We start from the raw sequence: 17,497 nt of genomic DNA, 5'->3' as shown, positions 1-17,497 counted from the left end.
TGCCGGTGGAAAATCATCTGCACGTCAGTATCTTATCCGAGCTGTCAGGGGTGGCAACAGAGATTGTCCATTTTGTTAATCACACTTCTTTCATTTAGCAAAAACTTGATGCGTGTCATAAAAGAAGTAGCCTCCTATGACTCTTTCTGTGGCCGAGTTAGGGTCCGTCTGTACACTCCTTTGCCGAGGGATCCTGCATAAAGAAAAGGCGCCTCTGGCGCCTTTTGCAAGTTGTTTATCCGGTTATATCGAGTGTTTGCTCAAGCCTGTGGGGGACGTCTCACGGTTGGATAAAGCGCATGGAGAGATCGAGTGCCCGTACATGCTTGGTGAGCGCCCCGACTGAGATAAAATCGACGCCGGTGGCTGCAAACTCGGCCAGAGTGTCGAGGGTCACATTGCCGGAGACTTCCAGCTTGGCGCGGCCCTGATTGATGGCGACTGCTTCCCGCATCATGGTCACGTCGAAGTTATCGAGCATAACGATATCGGCATTGGCCGCCAGCGCCAGCTCCAGTTCTGCCAGCGATTCGACTTCCACCTCCACCGGTTTGCCCGGATTGAGATGACGAGCCTCATTAATCGCCTCGGCAATGCCGCCACAGGCGAGGATATGGTTCTCTTTGATGAGGTAAGCGTCGTAGAGGCCGATGCGATGATTCTTGCCGCCGCCGCAGGTGACCGCGTACTTCTGGGCGGTGCGCAGCCCCGGTATGGTTTTGCGGGTGTCGAGCAGACGGCAGTCGGTGCCCTCCAGCTCTGCCACATAGCGAGCGGTGAGGGTGGCGACGCCGGATAGGGTCTGGACAAAGTTTAGGGCATTGCGTTCGCCGGTCAGCAGCAGGCGGGCAGGGCCATGGAGGCGGAACAGCTCCTGATTGGGGGAGAGCACCTCCCCATCCTGCACCTTCCACTCCACCTTCACATCGCCGCCGAGTTGTACGAACACTTCATCCACCCAGGGCTGGCCGCAGAACACACCGGCTTCACGGGTTATAACCCGGGCGCTGGCCATCCGGTCGGTCGGGATCAGCTGGGCGGTGATATCGGCACTGGCGTCCGGTTGGTCCAGCGTGGTGAGGGCATCGCCCAGATCTTCGAGTAGTGCGGCGCGCACGGCGCGGCTGACATCCTGTTGAAACATGCCTTATTCCTGCAAGGGTCTGAGCAGCAGTTGCCGCTCCTTTTGAACCAGCTCCAGCCGACCGAGGGCGTTCATGCCAACCAGCACTTCGTCACCGTCTGCCGCCGGATTGATAAAGATGGCCAGATCGTACAAGGTCAATGGCCCCATCGCCAGCGTTTCGATGGTGCCGTTGCCGACCCGGATCTGCCCCGCGGCGGTATTGACCTGGCTGCTGCCATGAGCGGTCAGGCCGAGCCGCTCGGCAACCTGCTGCGGGATGGTGATACGGGTGGCGCCGGTATCGAGCAGCAGTTGCACCGGCTGGCCGTTGATGGCACCCTCCAGACGATAGTGGCCTCTCTGGTCGGCCCGCAGCAATAGCTCGCCGCTGGCGGTGACGCTGGGTTGGTTGCGGGAGTGAAAATAGAGGGTCAGCAGGCCCATCAAAGAGAGCCAGGCCAGTAACCACATCCAGCGTGCCGTGTGCTGCATACCCCATCCATATCGAGCGGAAGATGACTCAGCCTAACATACCATTTCCCTTGGATTCAGTGAGTTGGTGCCGGATTGCCTATCAGGTATCTTCGTTTTCTCGCTATTTATCAGCCAACTCGAGTAGCCGATGACTCAACTCGCTTCGCAACCTTGTTTCTCTATCGATGCCGCTGGCTGGTGCCAGCAGGCGCGCCGAGTGCCTTCTCCCCATCATAACGAGCGGGCCGCGCCGGATGATATCTCCCTACTGGTGGTGCATGGCATCAGCCTGCCGCCGGGGAAGTTTGGTGGCCCCTTTATCGACAATCTCTTTATGGGACGACTCGACCCTGAGGCTCACCCCTATTTTGCCGGTATCCATCAGCTGCGAGTCTCGGCCCACTGCCTGATCCGCCGTGATGGCGAGCTGGTGCAGTATGTGCCGTTTGGCGCGCGCGCCTGGCATGCGGGAGTATCGAGCTGGCAGGGGAGGGAGGCATGCAATGACTTCTCCATCGGCATCGAGCTGGAAGGGACTGACGAAATCCCCTACACCGAGGCTCAATACCGGGCATTGGCAGGGCTCACTCGAGCTATTTCGGAGCGCTATCCGGCCATCACCCACGAAAAAATTGTCGGCCATTGCGATATCGCGCCAGGGCGCAAGACGGATCCCGGAGCCAGTTTCCAGTGGGATTACTACCGGCAACTACTAAACAGCTAAAGTAAATATTCAAATTTAGTTTGGATTTTAAAATCAATGGCTTGCCTATCTGGCAGGCCATTTTTGTCTCTGGTTGCGCAAATGTTATTTGTGAGCGAAGTCAAGAATATTGGTCAGACCATTTTCTATGAGCTAAATCATGTTTCCCCTGCTTTACCTCTTAAGTGGCAGGGCTGATTCTTGACTCAGATCATCTTTTGAGTGGACTTTTCAAAAGGCCTCTGCTAATTTTCGCCCCATCCATGAAATTGGTAATACCAATTTAACAAAGTAGCCTCATGCCCTATCGCAAGATTACGCAACCCAAGTTGGCCGACTCCATTGTCGCCGAGCTGGAACAGATGATTCTGGAAGGCAGCCTGCAGCCGGGACAGAAATTGCCTCCCGAGCGGGAACTCGCCATCCAGTTTCAGGTATCGCGCCCCTCCCTGCGCGAAGCCATCCAGCGACTGGAAGCGCGCGGATTGCTTTATCGCCGTCAGGGCGGCGGCACTTATGTGCAGAATGCCCTGAGCAAGGGGATCGCCGATCCTCTGTTCGAACTGCTCAGTACCCACCCGGAAGCCCAGTATGACCTGCTGGAGTTTCGCCACGCGCTGGAAGGCATCTGTGCCTACTACGCGGCCTTGCGGGGAACCGGGTCTGATTTCGAGCGTATTCGTCAGGTGCAAACCACTATCGAAGAGGCGGGCCAGCTGGGCTCGCTGGTGGCCGAATCGGCAGCCGTGACCCAGTTCTATCTGGCGGTGGCCGAGGCGTCCCACAACGTGGTGCTGCTGCACCTGCTGCGGGCCATGAGCCCGATGCTCGAACAGAACATTCTGCAGAATAACGAGATTTTGAATCGCCGCCCGGGAGTGGTAGCCAAGATACGTCGCCATCGCGCGAATCTGATCGAGGCTATTCTTTCGGGGGCTCCGGAGCGGGCCAGAACAGCTTGTCATGAGCATCTGGCCTTTATCGAGGACACCTTGTTGGATATGCAGAGGGAAGACAGCCGGATCCAGCGATCCATGCGTCGGATCCGTCAGCAGGAAAACTAATCCCACAAGGCTTTATTGTCGAATGCTTGCGCCCTTCGCCGTGCAATGCCGTGCAATCACAACAACATAGGAACCAGCCATGTCTGATATCCTGAAGAACGATGTGGACCCGATAGAAACGCTGGAGTGGCTTGCCTCTCTGGAATCCCTGCTGCGTGAAGAGGGTCCGCAACGCGCTCAGTTCATCCTTGAACAGTTGGCCGAGAAAGCCCGCGTAAGCGGTGTGGACGTGGCTGCCAAGGCAAATCGCGATTACATCAACACCATCCCGTCCAGCGATGAGCCGGACTACCCGGGTGACCTGGAGATGGAACGCCGCATTCGCGCCATCATCCGCTGGAACGCCATGATGATCGTGCTGCGCGCGTCCAAGAAAGACCTGGACCTGGGTGGTCACATGTCTTCCTTCGCTTCTTCTGCGACCATCTATGATGTCTGCTTCAACCACTTCTTCCGTGCTCGCAACGAGAAGGATGGTGGCGATCTGGTTTACTTCCAGGGTCATATCTCCCCGGGCATCTATGCTCGCGCCTTTGCTGAGGGTCGTCTGACCGAAGAGCAGCTGGACAACTTCCGTCAGGAAGTGGACGGCAAGGGTATCCCTTCCTATCCGCACCCGAAACTGATGCCGGACTTCTGGCAGTTTCCGACCGTCTCCATGGGTCTGGGCCCCATCGCCGCCATCTATCAGGCTCGCTTCCTGAAGTACCTGACCGACCGTGGCATCAAGGATTGCTCCGAGCAGACCGTTTACGCCTTCCTGGGTGACGGCGAGATGGACGAGCCGGAAGCCAAAGGTGCTCTGACCGTTGCCGTGCGTGAAAAGCTCGACAACCTGGTGTTCGTGGTTAACTGCAACCTGCAGCGTCTGGATGGTCCGGTTGTCGGTAACGGCAAGGTCATCAACGAGCTGGAAGGCCTGTTCGCTGGCGCCGGTTGGGATGTCACCAAGGTGATCTGGGGTCGCAAGTGGGATGAGCTGCTGAAGAAAGACACTTCCGGCAAGCTGATCCAGCTGATGAACGAGACCGTAGACGGCGACTACCAGACCATGAAGTCCCGCGACGGTGGCTACATCCGCGAGCACTTCTTCAATCGTTATCCGGAAACTGCCGCGCTGGTCAAAGACATGACCGACGAGGAGATCTTCGCTCTGAACCGCGGTGGTCACGATCCTCGCAAACTGTTCGCTGCATTCAACAAGGCGACCCAGACCAAGGGCAAGCCGACCGTTATTCTGGCCAAGACCATCAAGGGTTACGGCATGGGTGAAGCGGCTGAAGGCAAGAACATCGCTCACCAGGTCAAGAAGATGGAGCTGGACTCCGTGCGTCACCTGCGTGACCGCTTCAACCTGCCGGTGGCCGACGAGCAGCTGGCCGATCTGCCGTACCTGAAGATCGAAGCCGGTTCTGCCGAGCACAAATACCTGCACGACCGTCGCACCGCCCTGAAAGGCTATCTGCCGACCCGTCTGCGCGAAAGCACCACCAAGCTGGAAATCCCGGCACTGGATGCCTTCGGCCCGCTGCTGGGTGAGCAGGCGCGCGAAATCTCCACCACCATGGCGTTCGTGCGTTCCCTGAACGTGATGCTGAAAGACAAGTCCATCGGCAAGCGCATCGTTCCGATCCTGGCTGACGAAGCCCGTACCTTCGGTATGGAAGGTCTGTTCCGCCAGATCGGTATCTACAGCCCGCACGGTCAGCAGTACACCCCGCAAGATCGCGACATCGTCTCCTACTACAAGGAAGACAAGCAGGGTCAGGTTCTGCAAGACGGTATCAACGAGCTGGGCGCCATGTCCTCCTGGCTGGCTGCTGCGACCTCTTACAGTACCAACGATTGCCCGATGATCCCGTTCTACATCTACTACTCCATGTTCGGCTTCCAGCGGATCGGCGACATGGCGTGGGCAGCCGGTGACCAGCAAGCCCGTGGCTTCCTGCTGGGTGCGACCTCCGGTCGTACTACCCTGAACGGCGAAGGTCTGCAGCACGAAGATGGTCACAGCCACATCCTGGCGAACACCATCCCGAACTGCATCTCCTACGATCCGTCCTACGCCTATGAAGTGGCGGTGATCGTACAGGACGGCCTGCGCCGCATGTACGGTGAGAACCCGGAGAACGTGTTCTACTACATCACCACCCTGAACGAGAACTACGCCATGCCGGCCATGCCGGAAGGCGCCGAGGAAGGCATCCGCAAGGGTATCTACAAGCTGGAATCCGTAGCCGGTGCCAAGGCGAAAGTTCAGCTGCTGGGTTGTGGTTCCATCCTGGGTCACGTACGCAAGGCTGCCCAGATCCTGGCCAGCGAGTACGGCATTGGTTCCGATGTGTTCAGCGTCACCTCCTTCAACGAGCTGGCCCGTGACGGTCAGGACGCGGATCGCTGGAACATGCTGCACCCGACTGCCGAAGCTCGCGTACCGTACATCGCTCAGGTACTGGGTTCCGAAGCAACCATCGCTGCGACCGACTACATGAAGTCCTTCGCCGATCAGGTTCGCGCCTTCGTTCCGACCGAGAACTACCGCGTGCTGGGTACCGACGGTTACGGCCGTTCCGACAGCCGTGCCAACCTGCGTCGTCACTTCGAAGTGAACGAGTTCTACGTGGTGGTTGCTGCCCTGACCGAACTGGCCAAGCGCGGCGAGGTAGACAAGCAGGTTGTGGCCGACGCCATCGCCAAGTACGGCATCGATGCCGACAAGGTCAACCCGCTGTACGCGTAAGTGGATCAAGGGTCGCGCCGTCATGCGGCGCGACCCTGCCAGGATTTAAAACGGTTAACGCGAGATGTGCGTGGCGGCATCAGCCAGTCACGCGGATCGACGCAAGAGGATAAAGCACAATGTCCAAACAGATTATGGTGCCGGATATCGGCGCCGATGAAGTTGAAGTCACCGAGATCATGGTGGCCGTGGGTGACAAGGTCGAGCTGGACCAGTCCATCATCGCGGTAGAAGGCGACAAGGCCTCCATGGAAGTTCCGGCTCCGTCCGCCGGTATCGTCAAAGAGATCCTGATCAAGGTGGGCGACAAGGTTGCCACCGGTTCCCAGATCATGATCTTCGAAGCCGAAGGCGCTGCCGCCCCTGCTGAAGTGGCTGCACCGGTTGCTGCTGCTCCGGCCGCCGCACCTGCCGCTGCCGTGCGCAAAGATGTGCACGTACCGGACATAGGTGACGACGAAGTGGACGTGACTGAAATCATGGTTGCCGTGGGCGACATGGTAGAAGCCGAGCAGTCCATCATTGCCGTGGAAGGTGACAAGGCCTCCATGGAAGTACCGGCTCCGTTCGCAGGTCGCGTGGTCGAGATCAAGGTTGCCGCTGGCGCCAAGGTTTCTACCGGCTCTCTGGTCATGGTCTTTGAAGTAGCTGGCGCTGCGCCTGCTGCCGCTGCTGCTCCGGCTCAAGCTGCCGCGCCCGTGGCTGCTGCCCCGGTTGCCGCTGCTGCCAAAGAGGTCAATGTACCGGATATCGGTGGCGACGAAGTGGAAGTCACCGAGATCATGGTTGCTGTGGGTGACAAGGTTGAAGCCGACCAGTCCCTGATCGCCGTGGAAGGTGACAAGGCCTCCATGGAAGTGCCTGCGCCGTTCGCCGGTGTGGTCAAAGAGATCAAGGTGAAGGCGGGTGACAAGGTCTCCACCGGTTCCCTGATCATGGTATTCGAAGTGGCTGGCGCAGCCCCTGCCGCCGCGCCGGTTGCTCAAGCTGCCGCTCCGGTCGCTGCAGCCCCTGTTGCCGCAGCTCCGGCTCCGGTTGCCCAGGCTGCTGCCGCTGCGACCGACTTCGTTGCCAACGATGCCTACGTACATGCCTCTCCGGCGGTACGCCGTCTGGCGCGCGAGTTCGGCGTCAACCTGGCCAAGGTGAAAGCCTCCGGTCGCAAGGGCCGTATCGTTAAAGAAGACGTGCAAGCCTACGTGAAGGATGCCATCAAGCGTGCCGAGTCCGCTCCTGCCTCTGCCGGCGTAGCCGGTGGCAACGGTCTGGGCGTTCTGCCGTGGCCGAAAGTAGACTTCAGCAAGTTCGGTGATGTGGAAGAGGTCGAGCTGACCCGCATCCAGAAGATCTCCGGTCCGAACCTGCACCGCAACTGGGTCATGATCCCTCATGTCACCCAGTTCGACGAAGCCGATACCACCGAGCTGGAAGCGTTCCGCAAAGAGCAGAACGCGATGCTCGAGAAGCAGAAGGCCGACGTGAAGATCACCCCGCTGGTGTTCATCCTGAAAGCCGCCGCCAAGGCGCTGGAAGCTCACCCGCGCTTCTGCAGCTCCCTGTCCGAAGATGGCAGCAAGCTGATCATGAAGAAGTACATCCACATCGGTGTGGCGGTAGATACCCCCAACGGTCTGGTTGTGCCCGTGGTGCGCGATGTTAACAAGAAGGGCATCATGGAGCTCTCTCGCGATCTGGCCGAGATCTCCAAGAAGGCCCGTGCCGGCAAGCTGACCGCTGCCGACATGCAGGGCGGTTGCTTCACCATCTCCAGCCTGGGTGGCATCGGCGGTACCAGCTTTACCCCGATCGTCAACGCGCCGGAAGTGGCCATTCTCGGTGTTTCCAAGTCCGAGATGAAGCCGAAGTGGAACGGCAAAGAGTTCGCGCCGCGCCTGATGCTGCCGCTGGCTCTGAGCTACGACCACCGCGTGATCGATGGTGCTGATGGGGCTCGCTTCATCACCACCATGAACGGCGTGCTGTCCGACATTCGTCGACTGGTCCTGTAAGTGAGAGGGCGGGCCCAGAGCCTGCCCTTTTTACTTCTCATTTCATTAACATGATCGTAAACTTGCCCCGTTTTTTTCACGGCTGCAGCCACCCGTTTCGGTATAAGACTGCGCTGTCCGGGGATATAAGAACGACAAAGAGGTCATGATGAGTAAAGAAATCAAAACCCAGGTCGTAGTACTGGGTGCTGGCCCTGCCGGTTATTCCGCTGCTTTCCGTGCAGCCGATCTGGGTCTGGATACTATTATCGTCGAGCGTTACTCCACCCTGGGTGGCGTCTGCCTGAACGTGGGCTGCATCCCCTCCAAGGCTCTGCTGCACGTTGCCAAAGTGATTGAAGAAGCCAAGGCGCTGGCCGAGCACGGCATCGTCTTCGGTGCCCCGCAGACCGACATCGACAAGATCCGTCTGTGGAAAGAGAAGGTTATCAATCAGCTGACCGGCGGTCTGGCTGGCATGGCCAAGATGCGTAAAGTTCAGGTTGTTAACGGCTTGGGTAAATTTACCGGCCCGAACACCCTTGAAGTGGAAGGTGCCGACGGCAAGACTACCGTGACCTTCGACAACGCCATCATCGCGGCCGGTTCCCGTCCGGTGAAGCTGCCGTTCATCCCCCACGATGACCCCCGCGTATGGGACTCTACCGATGCGCTGGAGCTGAAAACCGTTCCCGGCAAACTGCTGGTTATCGGTGGCGGTATCATCGGTCTGGAGATGGGTACCGTTTACTCCTCTCTGGGTTCCGAGATCGACGTGGTGGAATTTGCCGACCAGCTGGTTCCGGCTGCCGACAAAGACATCGTCAAGATCTATACCAAGCGCGTCGCCAAGAAATTCAACATCATGCTGGAGACCAAGGTCACCGCAGTTGAAGCGCGCGAAGACGGCTTGTACGTATCCTACGAAGGCAAACACGCCCCGGCCGAGCCGGTTCGTTATGACAACGTGCTGGTTGCTGTAGGTCGTGTGCCGAACGGCAAGATGCTGGATGCCGAGAAAGCTGGCGTTGCCGTGACCGAGCGCGGTTTCATCGAGGTGGACAAGCAGCTGCGTACCAACGTGGCGCACATCCACGCCATCGGTGACATCGTGGGTCAGCCGATGCTGGCGCACAAAGGTGTTCACGAAGGTCACGTTGCCGCCGAAGTGATCGCCGGCAAGAAGCACTACTTCGACCCGAAAGTGATCCCGTCCATCGCCTACACCGAGCCAGAGATGGCATGGGTTGGTCTGACCGAGAAGGAAGCCAAGCAACAGGGCCTGAACTTCGAAGTTGCCACCTTCCCGTGGGCTGCTTCCGGTCGCGCCATCGCGTCTGACTGCTCCGACGGTATGACCAAGCTGATCTTCGACAAGGAGAGCGGCCGCGTCATCGGTGGTGCCATCGTCGGTACCAACGGTGGTGAACTGCTGGGTGAAATCGGTCTGGCCATCGAGATGGGTGCTGACGCCGAAGATATCGCGCTGACCATCCACGCTCACCCGACTCTGCACGAGTCCGTGGGTCTGGCTGCCGAAGTGTTCGAAGGCTCCATCACCGACCTGCCGAACGCCAAGGCCAAGAAGAAAAAGTAATTTTCTTCCCCACTTGTCTAAAAAGCCGCTCGAATGAGCGGCTTTTTGTTTTCGGGTTTGGCTAAGAGGTTAGCAGCGCCCCTTCTTGGCCTGACCGGGCGGGCAGAAGGTGCCATAACCGCCACCACTGCCGTCACTGACCCGGATCCGGGTATCGTCTACGCTCACGTCGGCGCCGTGTACTCGTACCGGCCCGCTGCTGCAGGCGCTGAGCACTCCCCCCAGCAATATCATTACGATCAGCTTGCCCATAACTCCTCCTCATATTTCCCTGATTATGAGGCATTTCGAGAGCCGCATAACGGCGGTTGAATGGCCGTGCGTCACCGTTTGCCGTGGCTATGACAGAGGGCGCCGCAGCGCCCTCTGGTGAGTCTTCATAAGTGGGATGCAGACTACAGACGGAAGTTGCCGACCAGCTTGTCGAGTTGACCGGAGAGCTGCTGCAGGCTGCGGCTGGACTCGGTCAGCTGGTGGGCAATGTCGGCGGTCTCCATGGTGAGCTGGTTGATGTCCTCTACGTTACGGTTGATCTCGCCCACTACGCTGGATTGTTCCTCGGTGGCGGTGGCGACCTGGATATTCATGTCGTTGATCTGGGTGATGTGGGCGGTGATCTGGCCGAGGGCGGCGTTGGCCTCATCGGCCTGGCTCACTACCTCCAGACTCTGGTTGCGCCCCTGTGCCATGGCGCTGACGGCGCGGGCACTCTGCTCCTGCAAGCGGTTGATCATCCCCTGGATCTCGGCGGTCGAGGCGGCGGAGCGGTTGGCCAGATTGCGCACCTCATCTGCCACCACGGCGAAACCGCGACCCTGTTCACCGGCCCGTGCGGCCTCGATGGCGGCGTTCAGTGCCAGCAGGTTGGTCTGCTCCGAGATGCTGCGGATGGTTTCGAGGATGCTGCCGATGGAGTCGGTCTGGCTTGCCAGCGACTCGATAACCCCTGCCACCTGCTCAATCTCGCCGGAGAGGCCGACGATGCCGTGGCGCGCCTGCGCTACCACTACTGCCCCTGCATCGGCCTGATCGTTGGCCTGTCTGGCTACTTCTGCTGCCAGCGAAGCGTTACCGGCGATCTCGCTCACCGTAGCGCCCATTTCGTGGATGGCGGTGGCCACCTGCACGGTACGGTCGCGCTGGGCGGTACAGTTGTGCTGGGTCAGTTGGGCCTTGGTTGCCACTTCATTGGCAGTGGCCGCGAGCTGGCGAGAGTTCTCCGCCACCTGCTCGATGGAGCCGTGGATCTTGGCGACGAAGTTGTTGAAACCGGTGGCGACCTGACTCAGCTCGTCACGTCCTTCCACTTTCAGGCGCTGGGTAAGATCCCCATCGCCGCTGCCCAGCTCCTTGAACAGGCGGGCCAGCTCGTTGAGCGGGCGGCTGACCGAGCCTGCCAGCAGCATCCCTATCAGCCCCATGGCGAGCGCAATCACCAGCGAGATCATCAGGATCTCGTTGCGGGTCTGATCTAGCTCGGCATAGATCTCGGCTTCTGGCACCTGGGCCACCAGATACCAGTCGAGCAGCGGGATATAGCTGCTGGCCAGTACCATGGGCTCGCCATTGACTTCGGCGTTGATGACGGCAAAGGGGCGTTTGGCCAGCAGGCTGCCGGTATCACCGCTGGTAATGTTGCCAAGTGTGTCACGCTCGATGCGATTAGCCTCGGGGTGCAGCTTCACCTTGCCGCTGCCATCGACCATAAAGACGATGCCGCTCTCTTCCAGCCGGAAGTTGGAGACCATGGTCACCATGGTGTCGAGGGATTTGGCAAAGCCGGCCAGCCCGCGCCCGTTGAGCTGCTGGAAGTTGACGAACAGCTTCACCTCGCCGTTGCTCTCGCGGAAGATGCTGAGGGTCATCTCCTTCTGGCTCTTGGTGTAGTCATAGAACCAGGCGTCCTGCGCTGGGGTCAGGTTGCGCAGAAAGCCATCCTGGTTGTAGTAGGCTGCACTCTGGCGATCGGCGAAGGAGGCGGTCACCAGACCATACTGGTTGGCCACATCCTTGAGCTGGTTGATGAGGATCGGCTCCTGCTCTTTGGGCATGCCCCGATCCACCCAGTCGAGGATGAAGCGGTCGGTGGCCAGTTGGCGGGCGGCCTGGGCGATGCCGTGGAGATCCTGTTCAATCTCCTTGCTGATCCGCTGGGTCAGGTTGGGGAGCTCCTGCTCGAACATCCGGTTTTCGATCAGTTGCTGGGCCGAGCGTTGACTGAAGTAGCCTACCAGCAGGCAGGAGACGACCACGGCCAGGGTGACCGTGGCCAGTATTTTCTGTTTAAGAGTGAGGGTTGCCAGCATAAAGGTGCTCAAAAGGTTGAGATTGACGACGCTCATATTAGCGGCAGCGCGGGGCTACCCATGAGGCTTGCAGCCCTTTATTTGCGGATTACGTTTGCGCTCACAGGGGCGGCGGCGTGCCCCTTCGCCATGCAGCACAGGCGGGATGCGGATTGACGGTTGCGCTAACTGCCGGGCCCCTTATAGTAGAGGCCATCCTTGGTGACTGACCCTCTGAATAATATGGAAAATATGATGCGCAGCTTAGGTGCGGGATGGACCCGTCTGCTTTTGGTGATGCTGGCGGCCTGCCCACTGCTGGCTGTGGCGGCACAGGGGGATCGCCCGAAAATTGCGGTGGTGCTCAGCGGCGGCGGCGCCAAGGGATCGGCCCATATCGGCATCCTCAAGGTGCTGGAGCAGAAACGGATTCCGGTCGACATCATAGTCGGCACCAGCATGGGCTCTTATGTGGCGGGGATGTACGCCATGGGGCTCAGTGCCGAGGAGGTGGAGCGCACTACCCTGGCCATCGACTGGAACAAGGGCTATCAGGACAAGGTGGGCCGCGACGAGCTGTCGTTGCGTAAAAAGCAGCAGAACGAGCAGTATCAGCTGCGCACCGATATCGGGGTGAATGGCGACACCACCCAGCTGCCGGACGGTTTTTTCCAGGGCCAATCCATGGCCAGCCTGCTGCGGGGGGCCACCTCCAACCTGCCGGTACAGGAGAGCTTCGACGATCTCCCCATTCCCTACCGCGCCATGGCGACCGACATGGAGACGGTCACCCCCTTTGTGCTGGATCACGGCAGCCTGGCCAAGGCAATGCAGGCCTCCATGTCCATTCCCGGTGCCCTCAAGCCGGTGGAGTGGGAGGGGCACATCCTGGCGGACGGCGGTAGCGTCAACAACATGCCGGTGGATGTCGCCAAGGCAATGGGGGCCGACGTGGTGATCGCGGTGGATATCGGTGCCAAGCTGCGTACCCGTGAATCACTCAAGTCAGGGTTGGCGATGATCGACCAGCTCACCACCTACATGACCCAGGTGGGTACCGACAAGCAGAAGGCGCTGATGGGGCCGAAAGACATACTGATCGCTCCCGAGTTTGGCGATATGGGGATCGCCGACTTTGCCCGCATGCCGGAGGGGATCAAAATGGGTGAGGCGGCGGCGTACAAGGCGTCGCTGCAACTCGATAAGCTGTCGCTCACCAAGGCGCAGTACAACGCCTATCGCAACCAGAAGCTGAGCCGCCGTGCCGAGCGAAGTGGTCAACCCGCCTACTTCATCGACAAGGTGGAGATCATCAACAAGTCGCGCCTCTCCGACGAGACGGTGCACGCCATGCTGAAGGTTCGGCCGGACAAGATCCAGACCAACGAGAGTCTGGAGGCTGGCATTCGCCGCCTCTATGCGCTGGAGTCGTTTGACCGCATCACCTATGAAGTGGAGGAGCGCGATGGGGAGAACGTGCTGGTAGTGGATGCCAGCGAGAAGAACTGGGGGCCTGGTTACCTCAACTTCCAGTTCGGTTTCACCGATGACTTCGAGAATACCTCCAACTACAACGTCGGCATGTCCTACACCCTCACCAACGTCAACGAGTGGGGGGCCGAGTGGTTGACCGAGGCATCACTGGGCACGGCCAAACATATCAAGACCGACTTCTATACACCGCTGGAGCCCTCCCAGACCTTCTATGGCGAGGCGAGCCTGGCCTATGACCAGACCCAGAGAAGCCTCTTTAATCCGGATCCGGACGAACCGATATTTACCTATCTCGATACCGAGTACTCCTTCTTCAGCGCCGATCTGGCGGTCGGCTGGAATCGTCAGCCCTGGAGCCGCCTGTCTATGGGGCTGGAAGGGCAGACGGGCAGTATCGAGATCAAAAACTTCAAAGAGCTGCAAGGGGATGCCACGGCGTGGGGCCCCTATGTCCGCTTTGAACACGACAATCTGGATAGCCGCTATTTCCCCTATCAGGGGGTGAAGTGGGATATGAAACTGGGCCACTCCCACGTCAGTGTGGATGGACTCGAGTCGGCAGATGGCCGCAGTGAAGGCTGGAATTATCAACTCTCCATGATCAAGCCCTGGTCATGGGACAGGCACAGCCTCAACCTGATCCTCGAAGGAGGTGGCTCGGGCAGTGAAGAGGTGGTGCCACTGCATATTCAGGATCTGGGCGGGCTGTTCCGCCTCTCAGGTTTCCAGCGCTACCAGCTGAGCGGTCGCTACAGCCTGTTTGGTGGCCTGCGTTACATCTATCGGGTGGCAGACAATGACTTCGGTGCCCTCAAGATGCCGCTCTATCTGGGCGGATCTCTGGAGCAGGGCGGGGTCTGGAACAAGGGGGAGGATATCAGTCTGGAGAGCTCGTTTACCGCCGGGTCGCTTTATGTCGGGGTGGAGAGCTTCCTCGGCCCTGTGTTCCTCGGCTACGGCATGGCGGAGGGGGGCAATGACGTCTTCTATCTGCAATTGGGCAGTACGTTCGAATAATGCCGAAATGATGCCAATTTGTTAACTCTGGTTGAGGGTGTTCAATTAATTTTCAAAAAACACCAGTCTGTTTAATTGGTTATGATTTTGTGGTGAATAAGTAAACAGGGTTTGGATTTTAATTAGTCGTTAAAACTTATATAGTGGGGAGCACCCTACGGGGTGTCCCGCAAGGACGATCGCCGCGAGCGTGGGCGAACCCCAAAAAAAGACCAAAGAGGAATTAGTCGTGCTTGAAACATACCGTAAACACGTCGCAGAACGTGCCGCCGAGGGCGTGGTTGCCAAACCTCTGGATGCAGAGCAGGTCGCCGCCCTGGTAACGCTTCTCAAGAACCCGCCCGCTGGCGAAGAAGACTTTCTGAAAGAGCTGTTGTCCTCCCGTATTCCCCCCGGTGTTGATGAAGCGGCCTATGTCAAAGCCGGTTTCCTCACCGCCGTCGCCAAGGGCGAAGCCCACTCTCCCATCCTGACTGCCGCCGAAGCCGTTGAGCTGCTGGGCACCATGCAGGGTGGTTACAACATTCAACCGCTGATCGACCTGCTGGATCACGCCTCCCTGGCGCCGCTTGCCGCCAAGGGGCTCTCCCACACCCTGCTGATGTTCGACTCCTTCCACGACGTGGAAGAGAAGGCCAAGGCGGGCAATGTCCACGCCAAACAGGTGATGCAATCCTGGGCTGATGCCGAGTGGTTCCTCTCCCGCCCGGAACTGGCCGAGAAGATCACCGTCACCGTGTTCAAGGTGACCGGCGAAACCAACACCGACGACCTCTCGCCGGCACCGGACGCCTGGTCCCGCCCGGATATTCCGTTGCACGCGCTGGCAATGCTGAAAAACGCCCGTCCCGGCATTACCCCGGACAAGGATGGCGCCGTCGGCCCCATCAAGACCATCGATGCCCTGAAAGAGAAAGGCTTCCCGCTGGCCTACGTGGGTGACGTGGTCGGTACCGGCTCTTCCCGTAAATCCGCCACCAACTCGGTGCTCTGGTTTATGGGCGACGACATTCCGTTCGTGCCGAACAAGCGCGCTGGCGGTGTCTGTCTGGGTGGCAAGATTGCCCCGATCTTCTTCAACACCATGGAAGATGCCGGTGCCCTGCCTATCGAAGTGGACGTCTCCAAGCTGGAAATGGGCGATGTGATCGACATCTACCCCTATGCCGGCAAGATCTGCAAACACGGCACCGAACAGGTGCTGGCGCAGTTTGAACTGAAAACCGACGTGCTGATCGACGAAGTACGCGCCGGTGGCCGTATTCCGCTGATCATCGGTCGCGGCCTGACTGACAAGGCCCGCGAGGCGCTGGGTCTGCCGTTCTCCACCGTATTCCGTCGTCCGCAGCCGGTGGCCGATACCGGTAAAGGCTTCACTCTGGCCCAGAAGATGGTGGGCAAGGCGTGCGGCGTGAAGGGCATTCGCCCGGGCACTTACTGCGAGCCCAAGATGACCACGGTCGGCTCCCAGGATACCACGGGCCCGATGACCCGCGACGAGCTCAAAGATCTGGCCTGCCTCGGCTTCTCCGCCGATCTGACCATGCAGTCCTTCTGCCATACCGCAGCCTATCCGAAGCCCATCGACGTACAGACTCACCACACCCTGCCGGACTTCATCATGAACCGCGGCGGTGTCTCTCTGCGTCCGGGTGACGGCGTCATCCACTCTTGGCTGAACCGCATGCTGCTGCCGGATACCGTGGGTACCGGTGGTGACTCCCACACCCGTTTCCCCATCGGTATCTCCTTCCCGGCGGGCTCCGGTCTGGTGGCTTTCGCCGCTGCTACCGGCGTGATGCCGCTGGATATGCCGGAATCCGTGCTGGTACGCTTCAAGGGCGAGCTGCAACCGGGCATCACCTTGCGTGATCTGGTTCATGCCATCCCCTATGCCGCCATCCAGAAAGGGCTGCTGACTGTCGAGAAAGCGGGCAAGAAGAACATCTTCTCCGGCCGCATCCTCGAGATCGAAGGTCTGCCGACCCTGAAGGTAGAGCAGGCGTTCGAACTGGCGGACGCCAGCGCCGAGCGTTCCGCTGCCGGTTGCACCATCAAGCTGGATAAAGAGCCGATCATCGAGTATCTGAAGTCCAACATCGTGATGCTGAAATGGATGCTCTCCGAAGGCTACGGTGACGTGCGCACCATCACCCGTCGCATCAAGGGGATGGAAGAGTGGCTGGCCAACCCGACCCTGATGGAAGCGGACAAGGATGCCGAGTACGCCGAAATCATCGAGATCGATCTGGCCACCATCAAGGAGCCGATCCTGTGTGCGCCGAACGATCCGGACGATGCCCGTCTGCTGAGCGACGTGGCTGGTGACAAGATCGACGAGGTGTTCATCGGTTCCTGTATGACCAACATCGGTCACTTCCGTGCCGCCGGCAAACTGCTCGAGAAGTATCAGGGCGAGCTGCCGACCCGTATGTGGATCGCACCGCCCACCAAGATGGACAAGGATCAGCTGACCGAAGAGGGCTACTACGGCATCTTTGGTCGCGTCGGGGCCCGCATCGAGATCCCGGGCTGCTCCCTCTGCATGGGCAACCAGGCGCGGGTAGCGGAAGGGGCCTCGGTGGTCTCCACTTCCACCCGTAACTTCCCGAACCGTCTGGGTAAAGGTGCCAACGTCTATCTGGCCTCTGCGGAGCTGGCAGCTGTTGCCGCCATCCTCGGCAAGATCCCGACCGTGGCGGAGTACCTGCAGTACGCCAAGGCGCTCGATGCCACTGCGGCAGATACTTACCGCTACCTCAACTTCAACGAGATTGCCTCCTACACCAAGAAGGCCGATGCGGTGATCCTGCAGCAAGCCGTTTAACGGAGTTCTTGCGCGATTTGCGCGATAAGAAGCCAATAATGCCGCGTATTTACGCGGCATTATTTATTTGTGTGTTATTCACCGTCTTTTTTGAGGATTGTTTGCACGATCCTTGCTAGAGAGATCCAACCACCTGTTTGGTGGTTCGTTTTATAAACGCTTTGGGTTATGTTGTTCGGTTA

The 17,497-nt window shown here is 59.2% G+C and carries 11 protein-coding genes; 7 read left to right on the top strand and 4 right to left on the bottom strand.

Annotated elements, in window-relative coordinates; all coding sequences use genetic code 11:
• Positions 1 to 280 precede the first annotated feature (280 nt).
• Together nadC and G5253_RS11385 are read right to left on the bottom strand one after the other, a co-directional pair.
• The gene (gene nadC, locus G5253_RS11390; protein WP_421203356.1) at positions 281 to 1,144 is read right to left on the bottom strand and encodes a carboxylating nicotinate-nucleotide diphosphorylase; all 864 of its coding nucleotides are present in this window, start codon (positions 1,142 to 1,144) and stop codon (positions 281 to 283) included.
• 3 nt (positions 1,145 to 1,147) lie between these two features.
• A complete protein-coding gene (locus tag G5253_RS11385) occupies positions 1,148 to 1,618 on the bottom strand; it encodes a retropepsin-like aspartic protease family protein (protein WP_421203354.1) in 471 nt (156 codons plus the stop codon).
• A gap of 130 nt (positions 1,619 to 1,748) precedes the next feature.
• Here G5253_RS11385 and ampD point away from each other — a divergent pair, with 130 nt between their 5' ends.
• The 5 genes from ampD (at position 1,749) to lpdA (ending at position 9,692) form a co-directional block, all read left to right on the top strand.
• Positions 1,749 to 2,324, top strand: coding sequence for a 1,6-anhydro-N-acetylmuramyl-L-alanine amidase AmpD (gene ampD, locus G5253_RS11380; protein ID WP_216952197.1), 576 nt, complete (start codon positions 1,749 to 1,751; stop codon positions 2,322 to 2,324).
• A 278-nt stretch (positions 2,325 to 2,602) separates the two neighbouring features.
• Positions 2,603 to 3,367: a pyruvate dehydrogenase complex transcriptional repressor PdhR gene (pdhR, locus tag G5253_RS11375; protein ID WP_005336127.1), complete on the top strand. Its 765-nt coding sequence runs from the start codon at positions 2,603 to 2,605 to the stop codon at positions 3,365 to 3,367.
• A gap of 79 nt (positions 3,368 to 3,446) precedes the next feature.
• On the top strand, positions 3,447 to 6,107 hold the full coding sequence (gene aceE, locus G5253_RS11370; protein ID WP_266134896.1) for a pyruvate dehydrogenase (acetyl-transferring), homodimeric type: 2,661 nt from the start codon (positions 3,447 to 3,449) through the stop codon (positions 6,105 to 6,107).
• A gap of 119 nt (positions 6,108 to 6,226) precedes the next feature.
• On the top strand, positions 6,227 to 8,116 hold the full coding sequence (aceF, locus tag G5253_RS11365) for a pyruvate dehydrogenase complex dihydrolipoyllysine-residue acetyltransferase (protein ID WP_266134895.1): 1,890 nt from the start codon (positions 6,227 to 6,229) through the stop codon (positions 8,114 to 8,116).
• Between the two features lie 148 nt (positions 8,117 to 8,264).
• Positions 8,265 to 9,692 carry a dihydrolipoyl dehydrogenase gene (lpdA, locus tag G5253_RS11360; RefSeq protein ID WP_005336123.1) on the top strand — a complete coding sequence of 476 codons (1,428 nt, stop codon included), beginning with the start codon at positions 8,265 to 8,267 and terminating at the stop codon, positions 9,690 to 9,692.
• A 69-nt stretch (positions 9,693 to 9,761) separates the two neighbouring features.
• Here lpdA and G5253_RS11355 read toward each other — a convergent pair whose 3' ends face one another.
• Entirely contained in the window at positions 9,762 to 9,944 is a 183-nt protein-coding gene (locus G5253_RS11355; RefSeq protein ID WP_005341657.1) for a hypothetical protein, read from the bottom strand.
• Positions 9,945 to 10,087: 143 nt separating this feature from the next.
• Positions 10,088 to 11,998 (bottom strand): methyl-accepting chemotaxis protein, encoded by a 1,911-nt coding sequence (locus G5253_RS11350; RefSeq protein WP_421203350.1) that lies wholly within the window; start codon positions 11,996 to 11,998, stop codon positions 10,088 to 10,090.
• A 234-nt stretch (positions 11,999 to 12,232) separates the two neighbouring features.
• On the opposite strand from G5253_RS11350, the gene G5253_RS11345 reads away from it, so the two are divergent.
• Positions 12,233 to 14,488: a patatin-like phospholipase family protein gene (locus tag G5253_RS11345; protein ID WP_266134893.1), complete on the top strand. Its 2,256-nt coding sequence runs from the start codon at positions 12,233 to 12,235 to the stop codon at positions 14,486 to 14,488.
• 229 nt (positions 14,489 to 14,717) lie between these two features.
• Positions 14,718 to 17,315, top strand: coding sequence for a bifunctional aconitate hydratase 2/2-methylisocitrate dehydratase (gene acnB / locus G5253_RS11340; protein ID WP_266134892.1), 2,598 nt, complete (start codon positions 14,718 to 14,720; stop codon positions 17,313 to 17,315).
• The last annotated feature ends 182 nt before the right edge of the window (positions 17,316 to 17,497 follow it).

The sequence above is a fragment of the Aeromonas sp. 602658 genome (assembly GCF_049173005.1).
GTDB lineage: Bacteria > Pseudomonadota > Gammaproteobacteria > Enterobacterales > Aeromonadaceae > Aeromonas > Aeromonas veronii_A.
Note: the sequence above shows the minus strand (reverse complement) of the source record. Positions and strands in the feature narration are given on the sequence as shown.

What these genes read in the sequence shown, in the direction of transcription:
- aceF (WP_266134895.1), top strand. Translation starts at nt 6,227, where the DNA reads ATGTCCAAACAGATTATGGTGCCGGATATCGGCGCCGATGAAGTTGAA.
- lpdA (WP_005336123.1), top strand. Translation starts at nt 8,265, where the DNA reads ATGAGTAAAGAAATCAAAACCCAGGTCGTAGTACTGGGTGCTGGCCCT.
- G5253_RS11345 (WP_266134893.1), top strand. Translation starts at nt 12,233, where the DNA reads ATGCGCAGCTTAGGTGCGGGATGGACCCGTCTGCTTTTGGTGATGCTG.
- pdhR (WP_005336127.1), top strand. Translation starts at nt 2,603, where the DNA reads ATGCCCTATCGCAAGATTACGCAACCCAAGTTGGCCGACTCCATTGTC.
- ampD (WP_216952197.1), top strand. Translation starts at nt 1,749, where the DNA reads ATGACTCAACTCGCTTCGCAACCTTGTTTCTCTATCGATGCCGCTGGC.
- G5253_RS11385 (WP_421203354.1), bottom strand. Translation starts at nt 1,618, where the DNA reads ATGCAGCACACGGCACGCTGGATGTGGTTACTGGCCTGGCTCTCTTTG.
- aceE (WP_266134896.1), top strand. Translation starts at nt 3,447, where the DNA reads ATGTCTGATATCCTGAAGAACGATGTGGACCCGATAGAAACGCTGGAG.
- G5253_RS11350 (WP_421203350.1), bottom strand. Translation starts at nt 11,998, where the DNA reads ATGCTGGCAACCCTCACTCTTAAACAGAAAATACTGGCCACGGTCACC.
- nadC (WP_421203356.1), bottom strand. Translation starts at nt 1,144, where the DNA reads ATGTTTCAACAGGATGTCAGCCGCGCCGTGCGCGCCGCACTACTCGAA.
- G5253_RS11355 (WP_005341657.1), bottom strand. Translation starts at nt 9,944, where the DNA reads ATGGGCAAGCTGATCGTAATGATATTGCTGGGGGGAGTGCTCAGCGCC.